The organism is Streptomyces sp. NPDC089919, from assembly GCF_040684615.1.
Lineage (GTDB): Bacteria > Actinomycetota > Actinomycetes > Streptomycetales > Streptomycetaceae > Streptomyces.
The window spans coordinates 48,454-67,905 of the sequence record NZ_JBFBGK010000036.1; the positions used below are offsets into that span (position 1 = coordinate 48,454).

General features: G+C 72.5%; 17 protein-coding genes and 1 pseudogene. 14 read left to right on the top strand and 4 right to left on the bottom strand.

Annotation, left to right across the window (positions count from 1 at the left end; genetic code table 11):
- Positions 1-208 precede the first annotated feature (208 nt).
- The 4 genes from AB0O40_RS17070 to AB0O40_RS17085 all read left to right on the top strand — a co-directional run bounded on the left by AB0O40_RS17070 (position 209) and on the right by AB0O40_RS17085 (position 2,864).
- Complete coding sequence (locus AB0O40_RS17070; protein ID WP_365041503.1) at positions 209-847, top strand: AIM24 family protein; 639 nt, start codon at positions 209-211, stop codon at positions 845-847.
- Positions 847-1,497, top strand: a complete 651-nt coding sequence (locus AB0O40_RS17075) for an AIM24 family protein (RefSeq protein ID WP_365041506.1) — start codon at positions 847-849, stop codon at positions 1,495-1,497. The genes AB0O40_RS17070 and AB0O40_RS17075 overlap by 1 nt, the downstream gene beginning before the upstream one ends.
- Positions 1,497-2,294 carry an AIM24 family protein gene (locus AB0O40_RS17080; protein WP_365041509.1) on the top strand — a complete coding sequence of 266 codons (798 nt, stop codon included), beginning with the start codon at positions 1,497-1,499 and terminating at the stop codon, positions 2,292-2,294. Before AB0O40_RS17075 ends, AB0O40_RS17080 begins: the two co-directional genes overlap by 1 nt.
- A 93-nt stretch (positions 2,295-2,387) precedes the next feature.
- Positions 2,388-2,864, top strand: a complete 477-nt coding sequence (locus tag AB0O40_RS17085; RefSeq protein WP_365041512.1) for a MarR family transcriptional regulator — start codon at positions 2,388-2,390, stop codon at positions 2,862-2,864.
- Positions 2,865-2,956: 92 nt separating this feature from the next.
- Here the strand turns inward: AB0O40_RS17085 and meaB are convergent, their stop codons facing one another.
- Both meaB and AB0O40_RS17095 read right to left on the bottom strand, forming a co-directional pair.
- On the bottom strand, positions 2,957-3,919 hold the full coding sequence (meaB, locus tag AB0O40_RS17090; protein ID WP_365041515.1) for a methylmalonyl Co-A mutase-associated GTPase MeaB: 963 nt from the start codon (positions 3,917-3,919) through the stop codon (positions 2,957-2,959).
- 46 nt (positions 3,920-3,965) lie between these two features.
- Complete coding sequence (locus AB0O40_RS17095) at positions 3,966-5,168, bottom strand: acetyl-CoA C-acetyltransferase (protein ID WP_365041518.1); 1,203 nt, start codon at positions 5,166-5,168, stop codon at positions 3,966-3,968.
- Between the two features lie 135 nt (positions 5,169-5,303).
- Here AB0O40_RS17095 and mce point away from each other — a divergent pair, with 135 nt between their 5' ends.
- From mce to AB0O40_RS17135, 8 genes are all read left to right on the top strand, one after another.
- Positions 5,304-5,744 (top strand): methylmalonyl-CoA epimerase, encoded by a 441-nt coding sequence (gene mce, locus AB0O40_RS17100; protein ID WP_365041521.1) that lies wholly within the window; start codon positions 5,304-5,306, stop codon positions 5,742-5,744.
- Between the two features lie 191 nt (positions 5,745-5,935).
- Entirely contained in the window at positions 5,936-10,381 is a 4,446-nt protein-coding gene (gene scy, locus AB0O40_RS17105; protein ID WP_365041524.1) for a polarized growth protein Scy, read from the top strand.
- Positions 10,382-10,563: 182 nt separating this feature from the next.
- Entirely contained in the window at positions 10,564-11,502 is a 939-nt protein-coding gene (locus tag AB0O40_RS17110) for a cellulose-binding protein (protein WP_365041527.1), read from the top strand.
- Positions 11,503-11,595: 93 nt separating this feature from the next.
- Positions 11,596-12,630, top strand: coding sequence for an ABC transporter ATP-binding protein (locus AB0O40_RS17115; protein WP_365041529.1), 1,035 nt, complete (start codon positions 11,596-11,598; stop codon positions 12,628-12,630).
- A gap of 3 nt (positions 12,631-12,633) precedes the next feature.
- A complete protein-coding gene (locus AB0O40_RS17120) occupies positions 12,634-13,413 on the top strand; it encodes an ABC transporter permease (protein WP_365041532.1) in 780 nt (259 codons plus the stop codon).
- A 98-nt stretch (positions 13,414-13,511) separates the two neighbouring features.
- Positions 13,512-14,252 carry an ALF repeat-containing protein gene (locus AB0O40_RS17125; RefSeq protein WP_365041549.1) on the top strand — a complete coding sequence of 247 codons (741 nt, stop codon included), beginning with the start codon at positions 13,512-13,514 and terminating at the stop codon, positions 14,250-14,252.
- A gap of 193 nt (positions 14,253-14,445) precedes the next feature.
- Positions 14,446-15,609 (top strand): ABC transporter ATP-binding protein, encoded by a 1,164-nt coding sequence (locus AB0O40_RS17130; RefSeq protein ID WP_365041534.1) that lies wholly within the window; start codon positions 14,446-14,448, stop codon positions 15,607-15,609.
- Complete coding sequence (locus AB0O40_RS17135) at positions 15,606-16,424, top strand: ABC transporter permease (protein ID WP_365041536.1); 819 nt, start codon at positions 15,606-15,608, stop codon at positions 16,422-16,424. Before AB0O40_RS17130 ends, AB0O40_RS17135 begins: the two co-directional genes overlap by 4 nt.
- Positions 16,425-16,440: 16 nt before the next feature.
- Here AB0O40_RS17135 and AB0O40_RS17140 read toward each other — a convergent pair whose 3' ends face one another.
- Positions 16,441-16,767 carry an ATP/GTP-binding protein gene (locus tag AB0O40_RS17140; RefSeq protein WP_365041539.1) on the bottom strand — a complete coding sequence of 109 codons (327 nt, stop codon included), beginning with the start codon at positions 16,765-16,767 and terminating at the stop codon, positions 16,441-16,443.
- Between the two features lie 224 nt (positions 16,768-16,991).
- Here AB0O40_RS17140 and AB0O40_RS17145 point away from each other — a divergent pair, with 224 nt between their 5' ends.
- Positions 16,992-18,023, top strand: a complete 1,032-nt coding sequence (locus tag AB0O40_RS17145) for an LLM class flavin-dependent oxidoreductase (protein WP_365041542.1) — start codon at positions 16,992-16,994, stop codon at positions 18,021-18,023.
- Positions 18,024-18,113: 90 nt separating this feature from the next.
- Here AB0O40_RS17145 and AB0O40_RS17150 read toward each other — a convergent pair whose 3' ends face one another.
- Positions 18,114-18,506, bottom strand: coding sequence for an SCO5389 family protein (locus AB0O40_RS17150; protein WP_365041544.1), 393 nt, complete (start codon positions 18,504-18,506; stop codon positions 18,114-18,116).
- A 212-nt stretch (positions 18,507-18,718) separates the two neighbouring features.
- On the opposite strand from AB0O40_RS17150, the pseudogene nucS reads away from it, so the two are divergent.
- Positions 18,719-19,366: pseudogene (gene nucS / locus AB0O40_RS17155) on the top strand (endonuclease NucS); the annotation flags it as partial.
- Between the last annotated feature and the right edge of the window lie 86 nt (positions 19,367-19,452).

Below are 19,452 nucleotides of genomic sequence, written 5' to 3' on the forward strand. Positions count from 1 at the left end.
GGCTGGGGCACGGACGGGGTGCGAAATGTCCGGCCCCATTCTCCCAAGGCCGTTTACCCGATCTTGACCCGGGGTGGCCGCCGGACCCCGGTGCGCCGCGCCGCCGTGTCGCGGGCGTGTGACGGATGCGTCCCAGACCCGTCCCGTCCTGGCCGCCATCGGCCGGTGGGCTCTGTTCGCGGCCCGCCGCTGCCGTTACCTTCATCCCGTGGCTCAGTTCCGACTCCAAGGCAGCAAGGTGCTCGCCGTCGACCTCTCCGGCGATACCGTCAAAGCGAAGAACGGCTCGATGGTCGCCTACGACGGCCAGATGGCGTTCAAAAAGATGTCCGGCGGCGGTGAGGGGCTCCGCGGGATGGTGACCCGCCGGCTGACCGGCGAACAGATGACCGTGATGGAAGTGCAGGGCCACGGCACCTGCTACTTCGCCGACCGCGCGAGCGAGATCAACCTGGTCAACCTGCACGGCGAGAAGCTCTACGTCGAGTCCAGCAACCTGCTGTGCACCGACGGCGGGCTGCGGACCGGCACGACCTTCACCGGCCTGCGCGGCGGGGCGACGGGCAACGGCCTGTTCACCACCACCGTCGAGGGCACCGGCCAGGCGGCGATCATGTCCGACGGCCCGGCCGTGGTCCTGCGGGTGACCGCGCAGTACCCGCTCTCCGTCGACCCGGGTGCGTACATCGCGCACACCGGCAACCTCCAGCAGCACTTCCAGTCCGGGGTGACCTTCCGCACCTTCATGGGCGAGGGCGGCGGCGAGGCCTTCCAGATCCGCTTCGAGGGCGAGGGGCTCGTGTACGTCCAGCCCAGCGAGCGCAACACGGTCGGGGGTGACGTCTGATGCCGTTCACGCAGCTCAACTCCAAGATGATCGAGGCGCAGGTGATCCCCGGGCAGCGGCTCTTCAGCCAGCGCGGGGCGATGCTCGCCTACCGGGGCGAGGTCTCCTTCACCCCGAACCTCACCGGCGGCCAGGGCGGCGTCATGGGCATGATCGGCCGCCGGGTGGCGAACGAGCAGACCCCGCTGATGACGGTCGAGGGCCAGGGCACGGTGATGTTCGGCCACGGCGGCCACCACGTCCACGTCGTCCAGCTCACCGGCGACACCCTCTACGTCGAGGCCGACCGGCTGCTGGCCTTCGACGGCACCCTCCAGCAGGGCACCATGTTCATGGGCCAGCAGGGCGGCGTCATGGGCATGGTCCGGGGCCAGGTCACCGGACAGGGCCTCTTCACCACCACGCTGGCCGGTCACGGCTCGGTGGCGGTGATGGCGCACGGCGGCGTGATCGAGCTCCCGATCACCCCGCAGCGGGCGGTCCACGTCGACCCGCAGGCGTACGTCGCCCACCGGGGCGACGTACGGAACAAGCTCTCCACCGCGCTGGGCTGGCGCGACATGGTGGGGCGCGGCTCGGGCGAGGCCTTCCAGCTGGAGCTCTCGGGCCACGGTGTGGTGTACGTGCAGGCCTCGGAGGAGAAGCTCTAATGACCGGACCCGTGGTCCTCGACCCGTACACGCTGCCGTCCGACGACAACGTCAACTCCTACACCTTCTGCGTGGAGCTCAAGGGGAGCCAGTGGTTCCTGCAGAAGGGCAAGATGATCGCCTACTACGGGCAGATCGAGTTCAGCGGCATCGGCAACGGCCGCTTCGACCGGCTGCTGCGCACCAGCTTCCACTCCCCCCTGCACGCCACCGACTGGGTCGTGGCCGAGGGCTCGGGGAAGATGCTGCTGGCCGACCGGGCCTTCGACGTGAACTCCTACGACCTGGAGAACGGCAACCTGACCATCCGGTCGGGCAACCTGCTCGCGTACCAGCCCTCGCTGGCGCTCAAGCAGTCGATCGTGCCGGGCTTCCTGACCCTGATCGGCACGGGCAAGTTCGTGGCCGCCTCGAACGGCCCGGTGGTCTTCATGGAGCCGCCGCTGAAGGTCGACCCGCAGGCGCTGGTGGGCTGGGCGGACTGCCCCTCCCCCTGCCACCACTACGACCACGGCTACATGACGGGCGTGATGGGCGGCCTGCGGCAGCTGGCGGGCATCGGCGGGGCCTCCGGCGAGGAGCACCAGTTCGAGTTCGTCGGGGCCGGCACGGTCCTGCTGCAGTCCACCGAGCTGCTGATGGCGGAGCAGCCGGTGGGCACCGTCGGCGCCGAGCCGGGCGTCCCGCCGCACCAGCAGGGGCCGTTCGGGGCGATGGGCGGCCACGGGGCCGGGCAGATGGGAATTCCGCGGATGCCGGGTCAGCTGGGGGACCTGCAGCGCCGCTTCGGTCTGTGACCGATAGGATTCGAACAGTCACGGCGGGCGTGGGGGACGCCCGCCGGTCCGAATCTTTTGTACATAATTCAACTTTTTAGGTAGAGTCCTTATATGGAGACTGAGACCGCCACCCGCTGGCTGAGCGATGCCGAGCAGTGCGCCTGGCGTACCTATCTGGACGTCAACAGGCTTCTGACGCACCGTTTGGAGAAGGATCTCCAGCCGTTCGGACTGACCAACAACGACTACGAGATCCTGGTCAACCTCTCGGAGTCGGAGGACCACCGGATGCGGATGAGCGACCTCGCCACCGCGACCCTCCAGTCCAAGAGCCGCCTCTCCCACCAGATCACCCGCATGGAGGCGGCCGGCCTGGTCGTCCGGGCCAACTGCGAGTCCGACCGCCGGGGCCTGTACGCCGTCCTCACCGACCAGGGCATGGAGACCATGCGCAAGGTCGCCCCGCACCACGTCGCCTCGGTGCGCGAGCACTTCATCGACATGCTCTCCGAGGAGGGCCTGGCCGGCCTCCGGGAGTCGCTGGGACCGGTCGCCGCCCACCTGCGGGACGTCCGCGGCAAGGCCTGACCGCGGCCCCGCGCCGTCGGTCGACGCGGGTAGACCACGCATGGGAAAGGGCCGCTCCCCCCCTCGGGGAGCGGCCCTTTCCGCGTGTCGGCTCAGCCCTCGGCCGTCAGGCTCGCCAGCAGCTCGTCGGAGGCCGCGTACGGGTCCAGGGAGCCGGCCACCACCCGCTCGGCCAGCGCGTCCAGGCGCCGGTCGCCGTGCAGGTCCCCGATCCGCGAGCGGAGCGCGGTGACCGCGATGGTCTCCACCTCCCGCGCGGCCCGGGCGACCCGGCGGGCGGTGAGCTGACCGTGCTCCTCCGACCAGGCCCGGTGCTTCTCCAGGGCCTCGACCAGCTCGTCGATCCCCTCCGCGCGGGCGGCCACGGTCTTGACGATCGGCGGGCGCCAGTCACCGGGCCCCCGGGACTCCCCCAGGCCCAGCATGTGGTTGAGCTCCCGGGCGGTGGCGTCCGCGCCGTCCCGGTCCGCCTTGTTCACCACGTACACGTCGCCGATCTCGAGGATGCCGGCCTTGGCGGCCTGGATGCCGTCCCCCATGCCGGGGGCCAGCAGCACCACCGAGGTGTCGGCCTGGGAGGCGATCTCCACCTCCGACTGCCCCACGCCCACCGTCTCGACCAGCACCACGTCGCAGCCGGCCGCGTCCAGGACGCGGATAGCCTGCGGCGCGGCCCAGGCCAGGCCGCCCAGGTGCCCCCGGGTGGCCATGGACCGGATGTAGACGCCCGGGTCCGAGGCGTGGTCGGACATCCGCACCCGGTCCCCGAGCAGCGCCCCGCCCGAGAAGGGCGAGGACGGGTCCACGGCGAGCACCCCGACCCGCTTGCCGGCCTTGCGGTACGCGGTCACCAGCGCCGAGGTCGAGGTGGACTTGCCCACGCCCGGAGAGCCGGTCAGGCCCACCACGTACGCGTTCCCGGTCAGCGGCGCCAGCGCGGCCATCACCTCGCGCAGCTGCGGGGACGCCCCCTCGACCAGGGAGATCAGCCGGGCCACCGCCCGCGGCCGGCCCTCCCGGGCCTGCGCCACCAGCTGGGGGACGTCCACCGTCATACGTGCTGCGCTCCTTTGCGCTCGGGGTGGGGTGCTCGTACGGAGATCAGGCCTGCGGCACGCGGATGATCAGGGCGTCGCCCTGGCCGCCGCCGCCGCAGAGGGCCGCGGCGCCGAGGCCGCCGCCGCGCCGCTTGAGCTCCAGCGCCAGGTGCAGCACCACGCGGGCGCCGGACATGCCGATGGGGTGGCCCAGGGCGATCGCACCGCCGTTGACGTTCACCTTTTCCGGGGTCACGGCCAGGTCCTTCATTGACTGGACGGCGACCGCGGCGAAGGCCTCGTTGATCTCGATCAGGTCGAGGTCGGCGACCTCCTTGCCCTCCTTGGCGAGGGCGTGCTTGATCGCGTTCGACGGCTGGGACTGGAGGGAGTTGTCCGGGCCGGCGACGTTGCCGTGGGCGCCGATCTCGGCCAGCCACTCCAGGCCCAGCTCCTCCGCCTTGGCCTTGCTCATCACGACCACCGCGGCCGCGCCGTCGGAGATCTGCGAGGAGGTGCCGGCGGTGATGGTGCCGTCCTTGGCGAAGGCCGGGCGCAGCTTGCCCAGGGACTCCGCGGTGGTGTCGGGGCGGACGCCCTCGTCCACGGCGAAGACCACCGGCTCGCCCTTGCGCTGCGGGATCTCGATCGGGGTGATCTCGGCCTCGAAGATCCCGTTCTTCTGCGCGGCGGCGGCGCGCTGGTGCGAGACCGCGGCGAACTCGTCCTGCGGGGCGCGCTCGATGCCCAGGCGGGTGTTGTGCTTCTCGGTGGACTCACCCATCGCGATGTTCTCGAAGGCGTCGGTCAGGCCGTCGTACGCCATCGCGTCCAGCATCTCGATCGCGCCGTACTTGAAGCCCTCGCGGGACTTCGGCAGCAGGTGCGGGGCGTTCGTCATGGACTCCTGGCCGCCGGCCACGACGATGTCGAACTCGCCGGCGCGGATCAGCTGGTCGGCCAGCGCGATGGCGTCCAGGCCCGAGAGGCACACCTTGTTGATGGTGAGCGCGGGGACGTTCATCGGGATGCCGGCCTTGACGGCGGCCTGGCGGGCCGGGATCTGGCCGGCGCCGGCCTGGAGCACCTGGCCCATGATCACGTACTGGACCTGGTCACCGGAGATGCCGGCCCGCTCCAGGGCGGACTTGATCGCGAAGCCGCCGAGGTCGGCACCCGAGAAGGACTTCAGCGAGCCCAGCAGCCGCCCCATGGGCGTGCGGGCCCCAGCGACGATCACCGAAGTAGTGCTGTTCGTTCCGGACATGAGGCACGGCCCCTTGGATGAGGAGTGAACGAGGGTTTACATGAATGTACTGATGGCACTCGGTGCCGTCACCCGGCATCCGGTGTGATCGCGCGCACGTTGCGTAACCACCCTGTCGACCGCTCCACTGGAGGCATGCTGACGAGAATCGACCACATCGGGATCGCCTGCTTCGACCTCGACAAGACTGTCGAGTTCTACCGTGCCACGTACGGCTTCGAGGTGTTCCACACCGAGGTCAACGAGGAGCAGGGAGTGCGCGAGGCCATGCTCAAGATCAACGAGACCTCCGACGGCGGGGCCTCCTACCTCCAGCTCCTCGAGCCCACCCGCGAGGACTCGGCGGTCGGGAAGTGGCTGGCCAAGAACGGCGAGGGCGTCCACCACATCGCCTTCGGCACCGCGGACGTCGACGGGGACGCCGAGGCCATCCGCGGCAAGGGCGTCCGGGTCCTCTACGACGAGCCCCGGATCGGCTCCATGGGCTCCCGGATCACCTTCTTGCACCCCAAGGACTGCCACGGCGTCCTCACCGAACTGGTCACCTCCGACCCCTCTCCCAACGCGGAGCACTGACCGCCGGATTCCCCGGCCGGTAGAGTGGCGGTGGCTCGGCCGGGGTTTGGTGTGTTTGCTGTGTTTGCCGAGGGGGCGGGGCCTCCGATGCGCGGCGGCGAAGTCTGACACCATTCCCCGGGGGCGCCGTTCAGCGGGCGGACGGTGCTCTTTCGGAGAGCTTGCGACCAGGGGACGGATGGGACCGCGCTGTGCGGGGCTACGAACGCCAGGAGAGTATTCAGGCTGAGGCCGACCATCTCTCGCGCTTCGAGGCCGAGATGGAGCGGCTGAAGAAGGAACGCGAGAAGGCCGTCCAGCATGCCGACGACCTGGGCTACCAGGTCGAGGTGCTGCGCGCGAAGCTCCACGAGGCGCGCCGCAGCCTGGCCTCCCGGCCCGCGTACGACTCCGCCGACCTCGGCTACCAGGCCGAGCAGCTGCTGCGCAACGCCCAGGTCCAGGCCGACCAGATGCGCACCGACGCCGAGCGCGAGCTGCGCGAGGCCCGGGCCCAGACCCAGCGCATCCTCCAGGAGCACGCCGAGCACCAGGCCCGGCTCCAGGCCGAGCTGCACGCCGAGGCCGTCAACCGCCGCCAGCGTCTGGACCAGGAGCTCAACGAACGCCGCCAGACCGTCGAGGCGCACGTCAACGAGAACGTCGCCTGGGCCGAGCAGCTGCGCGCCCGGACCGAGTCCCAGGCCCGCCGGCTCATGGAGGAGTCCCGCGCCGAGGCCGAGCAGTCCCTGAACGCCGCCCGCGCCGAGGCCGCCCGGGTCGCCGAGGAGACCCGGCGCCGGATCGCCGCCGAGGCGGAGGCCGCCCGCACCGAGGCCGAGTCCTCGCTGCTGCGCGCCCGCAAGGAGGCCGAGCGGCTGCTGACCGCCGCCTCCGCGCAGGCCCAGGAGGCCACCGAGCACGCCGAGCGGCTGCGCACCACGGCCGGCGCCGAGGCCGAGCAGACCCGGCAGCAGACCCTGGACCTCGGCCGGGTGGCCGAGTCCCGGGTCCAGGAGGCCGACACGGCCCTGCGCGAGGCGCGGGCCGAGGCGGACAAGCTGCGCACCGAGGCCGAGGAGAACGCCAGCCGCTCGCTGGCCTCGGCCGAGTCCGTCAACGAACAGCGCACCCGCACCGCCAAGGAGCAGGTGGCCCGGCTGGTCGGCGAGGCCACCAAGGAGGCCGAGGCGCTGAAGGCCGAGGCCGAGCAGGCGCTGGCCGACGCCCGGGCGCAGGCCGAGCGGCTGACCGCGGAGGCCGCCGAGCAGGGCCGCACCGCCGCCGCCGAGGACACCGCGGCGCAGCTGGCGAAGGCCGCCCGCACCGCCGAGGACGTACTGAACAAGGCCTCCGAGGACGCCCGGGCCACCACCCGCGCGGCGAGCGAGGAGGCCGAGCGGATCCGCCGCGAGGCCGAGTCCGAGGCGGACCGGCTGCGCGCCCAGGCCGCGGACACCGCCGAGCAGCTCAAGGGCGCCGCCAAGGACGACACCGAGGAGTACCGGGCCAAGACGGTCGAGCTCCAGGAGGAGGCCCGCCGGCTGCGCGGCGAGGCCGAGCAGCTGCGCGCCGAGGCGGTCGCCGAGGGCGAGCGGATCCGCGGCGAGGCCCGCCGCGAGGCCGTGCAGCAGATCGAGGAGGCGGCCCGGACCGCCGAGGAGCTGCTGGGCAAGGCCAAGGCCGACGCCGACGAACTGCGCGGCGGGGCGAGCGCCGAGAGCGAGCGCGTCCGCGCCGAGGCCATCGAGCGGGCCACCACCCTGCGCAAGCAGGCCGAGGAGACCCTGGAGCGCACCCGCGCCGAGGCCGAGCGGCTGCACGCCGAGGCCGCCGAGCAGGCCGAGGCGGTCCGTGCCGAGGCCGACGCCGCCGCCCGGGAGCGCCGCGAGGAGACCGAGCGGGCCCTGGCCGCCAAGCGCACCGAGGCCGACGCCGAGCTGACCCGGCTGCAGACCGAGGCGGAGGGCCGGCTCGGCACCGCCGAGGAGACCCTGCGCGACGCCCGGGGCGCCGCCGAGGCCATCCGCCGCGAGGCGGGCGAGGAGGCCGAGCGGCTGCGCGCCGAGGCCGCCGAGCGCAGCCGCGCCCTCCAGGCGCAGACCGAGGCCGAGACCGGCCAGCAGCGCACCGAGGCCGCCGAGGACGCGGCCCGGCTCCGCACCGAGGCCGAGACGGCCGCCGCCCGGCTGACCGGCGAGGCCGAGGCCGAGGCCGAACGGCTGCGCACCGAGGCCCAGGAGACCGCCGACCGGCTGCGCGCCGAGGCCCGGGCCGCCGCCGAGCGGATCGCCGCCGAGGCCGACGAGGCGCTGGCCGCGGCCCAGGAGGAGGCCGGCCGGCGTCGCCGCGAGGCCGAGGAGCTGCTGGGCTCGGCCCGCGAGGAGGCCGGCCGCGAGCGCGCCCAGGCCCGCGAGCAGAGCGAGGAGCTGCTGGCCGCCGCCCGCAAGCGGGTGGAGGAGGCGCAGGCCGAGGCCGCCCGCCTGGTTGAGGAGGCGGACCGGCGGGCCGCCGAGCTGGTCGGGACCGCCGAGCAGACCGCGCGCGAGGTGCGCGAGTCGGTGGCGGGCCTGCACGAGGCCGCCGAGGAGGAGGTCGCCGGGCTGCGCAGCGCCGCCGAGCACGCGGCCGAGCGCACCCGCGCCGAGGCACAGGAGGAGGCGGACCGGGTCCGCTCCGACGCGCACGCCGAGCGCGAGCGGGCCACCGAGGACGCCCAGCGCATCCGGACCGAGGCCCGCACCGAGACCGACGCCGCCAAGGCGCTGGCCGAGCGGACCGTCGGGGACGCGATCGCCGAGGCCGAGCAGCTGCGCGGCGACACCGCCGAGTACGCGCAGCGGGTCCGCACCGAGGCGACCGACGCGCTGGCCGCGGCCGAGCGCGACGCGGCCCGCACCAAGGCCGACGCCCGGGAGGACGCCAACCGGATCCGTTCGGAGGCCGCCGAGAAGGCCGCCGAGACGGCCACCGAGGCCGAGCTGGCCGCCGAGGCGCTGCGCGAGGAGGCCGCCGGCACCCTCGACGAGGCGCGCGCCGAGGCCAACCGGCTGCGCACCGAGGCCGCCGAGCAGGCCGACCGGCTGGTCACCGAGGCCGCTTCGGAGGCCGACCGGCTCACCGAGGAGACCCTGGCGGCCAACGAGACCACCGTCGGCGAGGCCGCCGCGGAGGCCGAACGGCTCACCACCGCCGCCCTGCGCACCCTCGAGGACGCGGAGCGGGACGCCACCCGGACCCTGGAGGACGCCCGGGCCGAGGGCGCGCGGCTGATCGGCGAGGCCACCGCCGAGACCGAGCGGATGACCGTCGAGACCCGCGCGGCCAACGACCGTACCGTCGGCGAGGCCGCCGAGGAGGCGGAGCGGCTGCGCACCGAGGCGGCCGCGGCCCTCGACGAGGCGCGCACCGAGGGCGGCCGGATCATCGGTGAGGCCACCGCGGAGGCCGAGCGGGTCACCATCGCGGCCAACGAGACGCTGGCGTCCGCCGAGCGGGAGTCGGCGCACACCCTGGACGAGGCGCGCGCGGAGGCCAACCGGCTCCGCACCGAGGCCGCCGAGCAGGCCGACCGCCTGGTCACCGAGGCCGCCTCGGAGGCGGAGAAGCTGACCACCGAGACCCGTACGGCCAACGAGCGCACGGTCGGCGAGGCGGCGAAGGACGCCGAGCGGCTACGCACCGAGGCGGCCGACGCGCTGTCCTCCGCGCAGGAGCACGCCACCCGCACCCGCGAGGAGTCCGAGCGGGTCAAGGCCGAGGCCGCCACCGAGGCGGAGCGGCTGCGCACCGAGGCCCGCGAGGAGTCCGAGCGGGTGCTGGACGAGGCCCGCGAGGCGGCCAACAAGCGCCGCAGCGAGGCCGCCGAGCAGGTGGACCGGCTCATCTCGGAGACCGCCGCGGAGGCCGACAAGCTGACGGCGGAGGCCTCGAAGCAGGCGCTGGCCACCACCACGGCCGCCGAGGAGCAGGCCGACTCGATGGTGGACGCGGCCCGCCAGGAGGCGGACCGGATCACCTCCGAGGCGACCGTCGAGGGCAACTCCCTGGTCGAGAAGGCCCGGACGGACGCGGACGAGCTGCTGGTCGGCGCGCGCCGGGACGCCACGGCCATAAGGGAGCGGGCGGACGAGCTGCGCAGCCGGGTCGAGTCCGAGGTCGAGGAGCTGCACGAGCGGGCCCGCCGGGAGTCGACGGAGCAGATGCGCTCCGCCGGCGAGCGGGTGGACAAGCTGGTCAAGGCAGCCACCGAGCAGAGCGAGCAGGCCGAGACGAAGGCCCGGAACCTGGTCTCCGAGGCGAGCAGCGAGGCGAGCAAGGTCCGCATCGCGGCGGTGAAGAAGGCCGAGCAGCTGCTGAAGGAGGCCGAGCAGAAGAAGGCCGAGGCGGTGCGCGAGGCCGACCGGATGCGGACCGAGGCCGAGGCCGAGGCGGAGCGGCTGGTCGAGGAGGGCCGTCGCGAGCTGGCGGTGCTGGTGCGCCGCCGGGAGGACATTCAGGCCGAGATCTCCCGTGTCCAGGACGTGCTTGAGGCGTTGGAATCATTCGAGGCGCCCGGCGGCGGCAAGCCGGCGTCCGGCGGTCCGGCAGGGGGCGGGGTCAAGACCGCAGCAACGGCGGGATCCACTCGATCGGGTGGTAAATCGTCAGAGGGCTAGCCAGTGGGCCTGGATATGTGCTCCTGATGGAGGTTCAGGCGAACGGGTGACAAGCGTTCTGGTGCCTTGCCACTCAAAAGGGGTGTCATTGTCCAGATCAAACGCGGATTGACTCGATGACACGCCGCTCGGGCGCCTAGGATCCCCTTAACACCTCACCGGTCTCATTCGACAGGAACCCCATGAGCGACACTTCCTCCCCCTTCGGCTTCGAGCTCGTGCGGCGTGGTTACGACCGCGGTCAGGTGGACGACCGCATTACCAAGCTCGTCGCCGACCGTGACAGTGCCCTTGGTCGCATCAACTCTCTGGAAAAGCGCATCGAGGAGCTCCACCTCGAGACGCAGAACGCCCAGGCCCAGGTCAACGACGCCGAGCCGTCGTACGCCGGTCTCGGCGCCCGGGTCGAGAAGATCCTGCGGCTCGCCGAGGAGGAGGCCAAGGACCTGCGCGAGGAGGCCCGCCGTGCTGCCGAGCAGCACCGCGAGCTCGCCGAGTCCGCCGCCCAGCAGGTGCGCAACGACGCCGAGTCCTTCGCCGCCGACCGCAAGGCGAAGGCGGAGGACGAGGGCGTCCGCATCGTCGAGAAGGCCAAGGGCGACGCCACCGCCCTGCGCACCGAGGCGCAGAAGGACGCCGCCTCCAAGCGCGAGGAGGCCGACGCGCTGTTCGAGGAGACCCGCGCCAAGGCCGCCCAGGCCGCCGCGGACTTCGAGACCAACCTGGCCAAGCGCCGCGAGCAGTCCGAGCGCGACCTGGCCTCGCGTCAGGCCAAGGCCGAGAAGCGCCTCGCCGAGATCGAGCACCGCGCCGAGCAGCTGCGCCTGGAGGCCGAGAAGCTGCGCACGGACGCCGAGCGCCGGGCCCGCCAGACGGTGGAGACCGCGCAGCGCCAGGCCGAGGACATCGTGGCCGACGCCAACGCCAAGGCCGACCGCATCCGCAGCGAGTCGGAGCGCGAGCTGGCGGCGCTGACCAACCGCCGCGACTCGATCAACGCGCAGCTGACCAACGTCCGCGAGATGCTGGCGACGCTGACCGGTGCCGCGGTGGCCGCGGCCGGCTCCCCGATCGACGACGAGCCGGTGACCCGCGGCGTCCCGGCGCAGCAGAGCCGCTAGTACCGCGAGCGGTTCCGCAGCACCTCCCCCGTGGTCCCAGGGCCCTCCGTCACTCCGGTGGCGGGGGGCCCTGGGCCTTTGTAGCGTGGCGGCATGATCGAGCTCGAGGGACTCACCAAGCGCTTCGGCACCAAGACCGCCGTGGACCACCTCAGCTTCCAGGTCAGACCGGGGGTGGTGACGGGCTTTCTGGGACCCAACGGCGCGGGCAAGTCGACGACGATGCGGATGATGCTCGATCTGGACAACCCGACCAGCGGTACGGTGCGCATCGACGGGAAGCACTACCGCGAGCTGGCCGAGCCGCTGAAGTACATCGGGGCGCTGCTGGACGCGAAGGCGATGCACGGCGGACGCAGCGCCTACAACAACCTGCTGTGCCTGGCGCAGTCCAACCGGATCCCGGCGAGCCGGGTGGCCGAGGTCCTGGACACGGTCGGCCTGACGGCCGTGGCCAGGAAGAAGTCGAAGGGGTTCTCGCTGGGCATGGGCCAGCGGCTGGGCATCGCCTCGGCGCTGCTGGGTGATCCGGAGATCCTGATGTTCGACGAACCGGTCAATGGTCTGGACCCGGAGGGAATTCACTGGATCCGCAATCTGATGAAGGGTCTGGCGGCCGAAGGCAGGACGATCTTCGTATCCAGTCATCTGATGAGCGAAATGGCACTGACGGCGGATCATTTGATCGTGATCGGTCAGGGACGTCTCCTCGCGGACACCTCGATGGCCGATTTCATTCACCAGAACTCACGTAGTTATGTACGTGTCCGATCGCCCCAGCAGGAACGTCTGAAGGATCTACTCGCGAGTAACGGAATTGCTGCGGTGACCGCGGGTTCCGGCGCGCTGGAGATCGACGGGGTGAGCGCCGAGCAGCTGGGCGAGCTCGCGGCCCGGAACCAGGTCGTGCTGCACGAGCTCAGCCCGCAGCGGGCCTCCCTGGAGGAGGCCTTCATGCGGATGACCGCGGGCTCGGTGGAGTACCACGCGCACTCCCCCGCCGAGGACGGCACGGGGATGCCGCTGCCGCCCGGACCGGAGCCGGCCGCGGGACCGGGCGGCCCCGGGGCCGCGGGCTGGGGCGCCGGCTGGTCCTCCAAGCCCTCCGAGCAGCAGAAGGGAGCCTGATCCGTGGCCTCGGTACCCGCCGTCCTGACCTCCGAGTGGACCAAGATCCGCACCGTGGCGTCCACCACCTGGACCCTGGTCACCGCCCTGGTGGTCACGGTCGCCCTCAGCGCCGGGCTGGCCGCGCTGACCAAGTCGCAGTACGACAACCTCTCCGAGCTGGAGCGGGCCACCTTCGACCCGACCCTGATCAGCTTCTCCGGCATGGTGCTGGGCCAGCTCGCGATGGTCGTCTTCGGCGTGATGGTGGTCGGCACCGAGTACAGCTCGGGCATGATCCGCACCTCGCTGGCGGCGGTGCCGCAGCGCGCCACCTTCCTCTTCAGCAAGATCGCGGTGGCCGGGGTGCTCGCGCTCGCGGTCGGCCTGGCGACCAGCTTCCTGTCCTTCTTCCTCGGCCAGGCCTTCCTCGGCGCGCACCGCACCACCATCGGTGAGCCGAACGTGCTGCGGGCGGTGATCGGGGCCGGGCTCTACATGTCCCTGATCGCCCTCTTCTCGATGGGCGTCACCGCCATGCTGCGCAGCTCCATGCTCTCCCTGGGGATCCTGGTCCCCTTCTTCTTCCTGATCTCGCAGATCCTCTCGGCGGTGCCCAAGGCCAAGGAGGTGGCCCGCTACTTCCCCGACCAGGCCGGCTCCAAGATCATGCAGGTGGTCCCCCAGGCCATGGGCAGCGACAAGGCCCCCTACGGCCCCTGGGGCGGCCTCGGCATCATGCTCCTCTGGGTCCTCGCCGCCCTCCTCGGCGGCTACGCGGTCCTCAAACGCCGCGACGCCTGACCCCCACGGGGGCGGTCGCGGCCCCGCCCGGGACCGGTGTGTATCGTCGTTTCGTTTGTGATCATGCGAAGACGATAGGTACGTGCTCGATCGTGAAGATGTACAAGTTCGGTGCCATGGCCGCTGCGGCCGCTCTCGTGTCGGCCGTCGCGGTGCCGTCCTCGGCGGCCCTCGCCGAGGAAGCCGCGCCGGCCCGCCCGGCCCCCTCGGGCGCGGCGGCCGCGAACCAGCCCGAGCTGGACCGCAAGGCCATCCTGGCGATCATCGCCGAACCGATGGCCAGCGCCTACATGCGCGAGGCGGGCCGCAAGGCCATCGCCGACGGCCCGGCGGCCATGCGCAGGTTCCTCGAGGTCGACCAGCACAAGATCCGCATCGACGACTACACGGTCCGGATCTCGCGCCTCCTCGCGGGCGCCGGCCCCGGCCTCAAGGAGGGCATCCTCGCCCTCCTGAAGAAGGACCCCGGCCTGGCGGAGCTGCGCGACTTCCACGACGTCACCCAGTACACGCTGCGCGACGTCGACAACCGGGTGATCATCTCCGGCATCACCGCCCACGCCGGCCCGGTCCTGCGGCCCGCGGCGCTCAAGGCGCTCAAGGGCTCCCCGGACGACCGCACCTACTTCCTCTCGGCGGGCCGCTACACCGCCCAGGCCCAGGACGACCGGGCCGCGCTGAAGCGGCTCGCCAAGACCTCGGCCGGCCCCCGTCTGGCCAAGGCGATCCGGGACCTGCTCGGCCGCGCCGCGAGCCCCTCCGAGCTCCGCACCTTCCTCGAGGTCACCCAGTTCGAGCTCCGCGACGCCGACGCCAAGGCCCGTCCCGCCAAGCGCTAGAAGTGCCTTCCGGATCCCGCCCGCCCCGGACCGGGCCGGGCGGGATCCGGCGGCGCCCCCTAGGACCCGACCCCGATTTCTCCCTGATCCTTCGGCCCGGGCCTTTGGTCCCGGGCGGGAACCGGTGGGGCGCCGATAAGCTCTTAGTTCCAGCGGAGGCGAATGTCGTCCCGGCGTACGAGGGCGAGAGAGCATGATCGAGGCAGTCGGCCTGACCAAGCGCTACGGCGCCAAGACCGCCGTCGACCAGCTCTCCTTCCAGGTGAAGCCGGGCTCGGTGACCGGCTTCCTGGGGCCCAACGGCTCCGGCAAGTCCACCACCATGCGCATGATCCTCGGCCTGGACCGCCCCACCGCCGGTCACGTGACCATCAGCGGGCACCCGTACCGCGAGCTCCCGAACGCCCAGCGGCACGTCGGCGCCCTGCTCGACGCCAAGGCGCTGCACGGCGGCCGCAGGGCCCGCAACCACCTCCTCGCCCTCGCCCAGCTCTCCGGCATCCCCGAGCGCCGGGTCGACGAGGTGCTCGGCGTGGTGGGCCTCCAGGAGGTCGCGCAGCAGCGCACCAAGGGCTTCTCGCTCGGCATGGGCCAGCGGCTGGGCATCGCCGCCGCCCTGCTCGGCGACCCGCAGGTGCTCCTCTTCGACGAGCCGGTCAACGGCCTCGACCCCGAGGGCATCCTCTGGGTCCGCAACCTCATGCGGAAGCTGGCCGCGGAGGGCCGGACCGTCTTCGTCTCCTCGCACCTGATGAGCGAGATGGCGCTGACCGCCGACCACCTCATAGTCATCGGCCGCGGCCGGCTGCTCGCCGACATGAGCGTGCCGGACTTCATCGCGGCCAACTCCGCCGGCTTCGCCCGGGTCCGCCCGGCCGGCACCGCGCCCGGCGCCGGCCCCGCCCTCGCCGCCCTGCTGACCGCGGCCGGGGCGGCCGTCCTGCACGAACCGGACGGCGCCCTGCGGGTGACCGGCCTGCCGCTCCCCCACATCAGCGACCTGGCCCACGAGGCCGGCGTACGCCTGTGGGAGCTCTCCCCGCACACCGCCTCCCTCGAGGAGGCCTACATGCGGATGACCCAGAGCTCCCTGGAGTTCACCTCCACCGACGACCCCAAGGCGGAGCTGCGCGAGCCGGAGCCCGAGGGCCCCGCCGCCTGGCAGGCCCAGGAGCCGGAGCGGATCGCGGCGGACGGCTGGTACGCCCCGCCGCCCCCGGGAGCCGGCGGCGAGCCCTTCCTGATGCCCGCCCAGCCCGGGGACCTGGTCCGGGACGAGGACCCGGCCCCCCGCACCGACCCGGCGCCCGCCCCGGCCGCCGGCTGCCGGCCCGCCGAGACGGAGGACGCCCGATGAGCGGCACCGCGACCCCCCGCGCCTACGTCTCCGACATCCCGATCACCCGGCCGACGCTGGGCCACGCCGTGCTCTCGGAGTGGACCAAGGTCAAGTCCGTGCGCTCCACGGTCCTGGCCGTGGCCGCCACCGCCGCGGTCACCATCGGCCTGGGCCTGATCGTGGCGGCCAACACCACCCAGGAGAACTTCGAGGGCGAGCCCTTCACCCTGCCGGCCCTCTTCGGCATCATGCTGGGCCAGCTCGGGGTGCTCACCCTCGGCGTGCTGATGGTCGCCTCCGAGCACGGCACCGGCCTGATCCGGACCACCTTCACCGCCGCCCCCGAGCGGTACCGCGTGCTCACCGCCAAGTACCTGGTCTTCGCGGCGCTCGCGTTCGCCGTCACGCTCGCCTCCGTCACCCTGGTCACACTGGTGACGATGGTGCTGCACTCGGGCCCCACCGCCGGCCCGCACTCCTTCGGCCACGCCCTGCGCTCGCTGCTCGGCGGCAGCGTGTACGTCACGCTCCTGGGCGTGCTGGCGCTCGCGGTGGGCGCGCTGCTGCGGCACTCCGTCGGCGCCGTGGCCACGATGATCGGGCTGGTGACCATCCCGGCGATCGTGCCCTCGATCTTCATGGCCTGGGACTCCACCGTGGAGATCTCCCGGGTGCTGGTCTCCTACAGCGCGCCGGTCGGGCTGGCCGCGGTCTTCGGGCTGCCGACCGACGAGGTCACCCCGGCCGGGCTGCCCCAGTTGCTCGTGCTGGTCCTGGTCACCGCCGCCGCGGTGGCCGCCTCGTACAAGCTGGTCGGCAGCCGGGACGTCTGACCGGCCGGCCCGGGGCTCAGTACCGGGGCGCGTTCTTGGACCGCTGCACCTTCGTGGTGCGGCGGTCCTTCGCGTTCCAGCAGGCCTTGTGCCAGTGCCGGCGGTCGTCCACGCCGCCGTAGTCGGGCCAGGCGACCACGTGCGGGACGCCGGAGGGGATCTCCTGGTCGCAGCCCGGGCAGCGGTAGCGCTTGCCGGCCGCGCTGGCCCCGGCGACGTGGCGGACCCGCCACTCCTCGCCCTGCCACTCCTCCGTGCGCTCCAGGCCGAAGCGGTCCGCGCCCGCGCTCGGGCGCTCGGGCGGGTTCTCGCCGCCCTTGGGGCGGTTGTGGCGCGGTGACACGTATACCTCACGAGACGGCGGGCGGACGGGGTTTTCCTCCAGCCTACGCGCCGCGCCGGGACGATCCTCCATGGTTGCCCAGGAGGATCGCGGCAATCCGGGCTACATGAGGAGTGATTCCCCGACAATCTCAATAACTTCCGTCCGGGCCCGTGCCTTTGGCACGTGTCAGACGTTGTTGCCATCGGGGGGAAGCAGCGTCAGCCGCGAGGAGGCAGAAGGCGATGCGCGTAGGAGCGTTTGTACTGGCGGCCCAGTTCCCGGGCCAGGGGCAGGGGGAGACCCTGCACCGGGCGGTCCGGACCGCCGAGGTGTCCGAGCAGGCGGGGCTGGACTCCGTCTGGCTCGCCGAACATCATTTCGTGCCGTACGGGGTCTGCCCGTCGGCCGTGACCCTGGCCGCGCTGCTGCTCGGCCGGACCCGGCGGATCCGGGTGGGCACGGCCGTGAGCGTGCTGCCCAGTGCCCATCCGGTGGCGCTCGGGGAGCAGGCCGCCCTGCTCCACCTCACCTCGGGCGGCCGGTTCACCCTCGGGGTGGGCCGGGGCGGGCCCTGGGTGGACCTGGAGGTGTTCGGCGGCGGCCTGGAGGCGTACGAGAACGGCTTCCCGGAGGCCCTGGACCTGCTGCTGCGCTGGCTGAGCGAGCCGGCGGTGGGCGCGGCCGGGGAGCGGTACGCCTTCCGCGAGGTGCCGGTGGTACCGCGGCCGGCGGAGGCGCTGGACGGGGACGGCGGGGCCCCGGAGGTGATCGTCGCCTGCACCTCGCCCGGCTCGGTACGGCTGGCCGCCGAGCGGGGCCTGCCGATGCTGCTGGGCATGCACTGCGGTGACGAGGACAAGGCCGCGATGGTCGCGCTCTGGCGGCGGACCGCGCTGGCGGCCGGCCACTCCCCCGACGCGGTGGCCGCGGCCGGCCACGTCTCGGCGGGGGTGGCGCAGCTCGCCGACCGCACCCGGGACGCCGCCGAGACCCTGGTGAAGGCCATGCCGGGCTGGCTGAAGCAGGGGCTGGACGCGCACGTGACCGTCGACGGCCGGGCGCGGGCGATGCGGGATCCGGTGGCCTACACCGAACTGCTGTGCTCACTGCACCCGGTGGGTACCCCGAAGCTGGCGGCGGACCGGCTGGCGGCCACCGCGGAGCGCACCGGCATCAACCGGTTCGCGCTGCTGGTCGAGGGGTCCGGTGATCTGGCGGCGACGGAGGAGAACGTCCGGCGGCTCGGCGCCGAGGTCCTGCCCCACCTCGGCTGACCCGTGGCCGGACCGTCCGCGGCCCGGTGCATGGGGCTGCCGCTCCGGTATCAGTTGCACCTCCCGCGATACGGAGCGGCAGCGAAAGAACTAGCAGTCCCGCAGCTCCGGCGACTGGTTGAGCAGCTGGCCCCTGATGGACGTGAAGCGTGCCAGCCGCTCATCGGCCGAGGAGTCGAGCGGGAAGACCGCCACCCGGTGGCAGTTCTGGAACGCGAGACGCACGCCGAAGTGCCGCTGCAGCGCACCGCGTATCGCGTCGCTCGCGAGGGCGCGCAAGAGCTGACCGCGCGCCTGCTCGTCCGGCGGCGGCGTCTGGTTGTCGGCGAACTCTCCGCCGTCCACCTTCAGCTGTGCCACCAGCGAGCTGATCATCTCCCAGGCGTAAGGCAGGGAGGTCCGGACGCAGTCGACGAAAGCGGCTTCGTCGACCTCGCCTCGCTCGGCCTGTTCCAGTAGGGCCGGTGAGACGTCGAGCGACATGGGTTCTCCTCTCGTGACCCCGGGTGACCGGGGTCTTACGGGCAGGGAAGGAGGTCGCGACGCAGCGTGAACGCTCCGCAACCTCCCGCTTACACGGTAGGCGCCCGCTGGGGTGGGCACCAGGAGAATGCGCATACAACGAGCCATCAGCGAACGGGGCTTTCGGGGGGCGAATCGCGTGCGGGCCGCTCGGTCGAGTAGCGTTGCGGACCATGCGTCTCGTCATCGCCCGCTGCTCCGTCGACTACGCGGGCCGGCTCACCGCCCACCTGCCCTCCGCCCCCCGGCTGATCCTCGTCAAGGCCGACGGGAGCGTCTCCATCCACGCGGACGACCGGGCGTACAAACCGCTCAACTGGATGTCTCCCCCGTGCTCCCTCAAGGAGGGGACCGGCGATGAGGCGGGCGTCTGGACCGTCGTCAACAAGGCGGGCGAGAAGCTCATCATCACCATGGAAGAAGTCCTGCACGACTCCTCGCACGAACTGGGCGTGGATCCGGGCCTGATCAAGGACGGCGTGGAGGCGCACCTCCAGGAGCTGCTGGCCGACCGGATCGAAACCCTGGGCGAGGGCTACACGCTGATCCGCCGCGAGTACATGACGGCCATCGGCCCGGTGGACATCCTGTGCCGGGACGCCGACGGCGCGACCGTGGCGGTCGAGATCAAGCGGCGCGGGGAGATCGACGGCGTCGAGCAGCTGACCCGCTACCTGGAACTGCTCAACCGCGACCCCCATCTGGCCCCGGTGCGCGGTGTCTTCGCGGCGCAGGAGATCAAGCCGCAGGCCCGCGTGCTGGCCACCGACCGCGGCATGGACTGCGTGGTCCTCGACTACGACGCCCTGCGCGGCATCGAGGCCCGAGGCCAGCCGGTCCGCCCGGTGCCGGCGCGCGGTCAGCAACTCGCGGCGGCGGCCGGCGAAGGCCGCGTGGAGCCGGGCCA

What these genes read in the sequence shown, in the direction of transcription:
- AB0O40_RS17075 (WP_365041506.1), top strand. Translation starts at nt 847, where the DNA reads ATGCCGTTCACGCAGCTCAACTCCAAGATGATCGAGGCGCAGGTGATC.
- AB0O40_RS17080 (WP_365041509.1), top strand. Translation starts at nt 1,497, where the DNA reads ATGACCGGACCCGTGGTCCTCGACCCGTACACGCTGCCGTCCGACGAC.
- AB0O40_RS17085 (WP_365041512.1), top strand. Translation starts at nt 2,388, where the DNA reads ATGGAGACTGAGACCGCCACCCGCTGGCTGAGCGATGCCGAGCAGTGC.
- meaB (WP_365041515.1), bottom strand. Translation starts at nt 3,919, where the DNA reads ATGACGGTGGACGTCCCCCAGCTGGTGGCGCAGGCCCGGGAGGGCCGG.
- AB0O40_RS17095 (WP_365041518.1), bottom strand. Translation starts at nt 5,168, where the DNA reads ATGTCCGGAACGAACAGCACTACTTCGGTGATCGTCGCTGGGGCCCGC.
- mce (WP_365041521.1), top strand. Translation starts at nt 5,304, where the DNA reads ATGCTGACGAGAATCGACCACATCGGGATCGCCTGCTTCGACCTCGAC.
- AB0O40_RS17110 (WP_365041527.1), top strand. Translation starts at nt 10,564, where the DNA reads ATGAGCGACACTTCCTCCCCCTTCGGCTTCGAGCTCGTGCGGCGTGGT.
- AB0O40_RS17115 (WP_365041529.1), top strand. Translation starts at nt 11,596, where the DNA reads ATGATCGAGCTCGAGGGACTCACCAAGCGCTTCGGCACCAAGACCGCC.
- AB0O40_RS17125 (WP_365041549.1), top strand. Translation starts at nt 13,512, where the DNA reads ATGTACAAGTTCGGTGCCATGGCCGCTGCGGCCGCTCTCGTGTCGGCC.
- AB0O40_RS17130 (WP_365041534.1), top strand. Translation starts at nt 14,446, where the DNA reads ATGATCGAGGCAGTCGGCCTGACCAAGCGCTACGGCGCCAAGACCGCC.
- AB0O40_RS17135 (WP_365041536.1), top strand. Translation starts at nt 15,606, where the DNA reads ATGAGCGGCACCGCGACCCCCCGCGCCTACGTCTCCGACATCCCGATC.
- AB0O40_RS17145 (WP_365041542.1), top strand. Translation starts at nt 16,992, where the DNA reads ATGCGCGTAGGAGCGTTTGTACTGGCGGCCCAGTTCCCGGGCCAGGGG.
- AB0O40_RS17150 (WP_365041544.1), bottom strand. Translation starts at nt 18,506, where the DNA reads ATGTCGCTCGACGTCTCACCGGCCCTACTGGAACAGGCCGAGCGAGGC.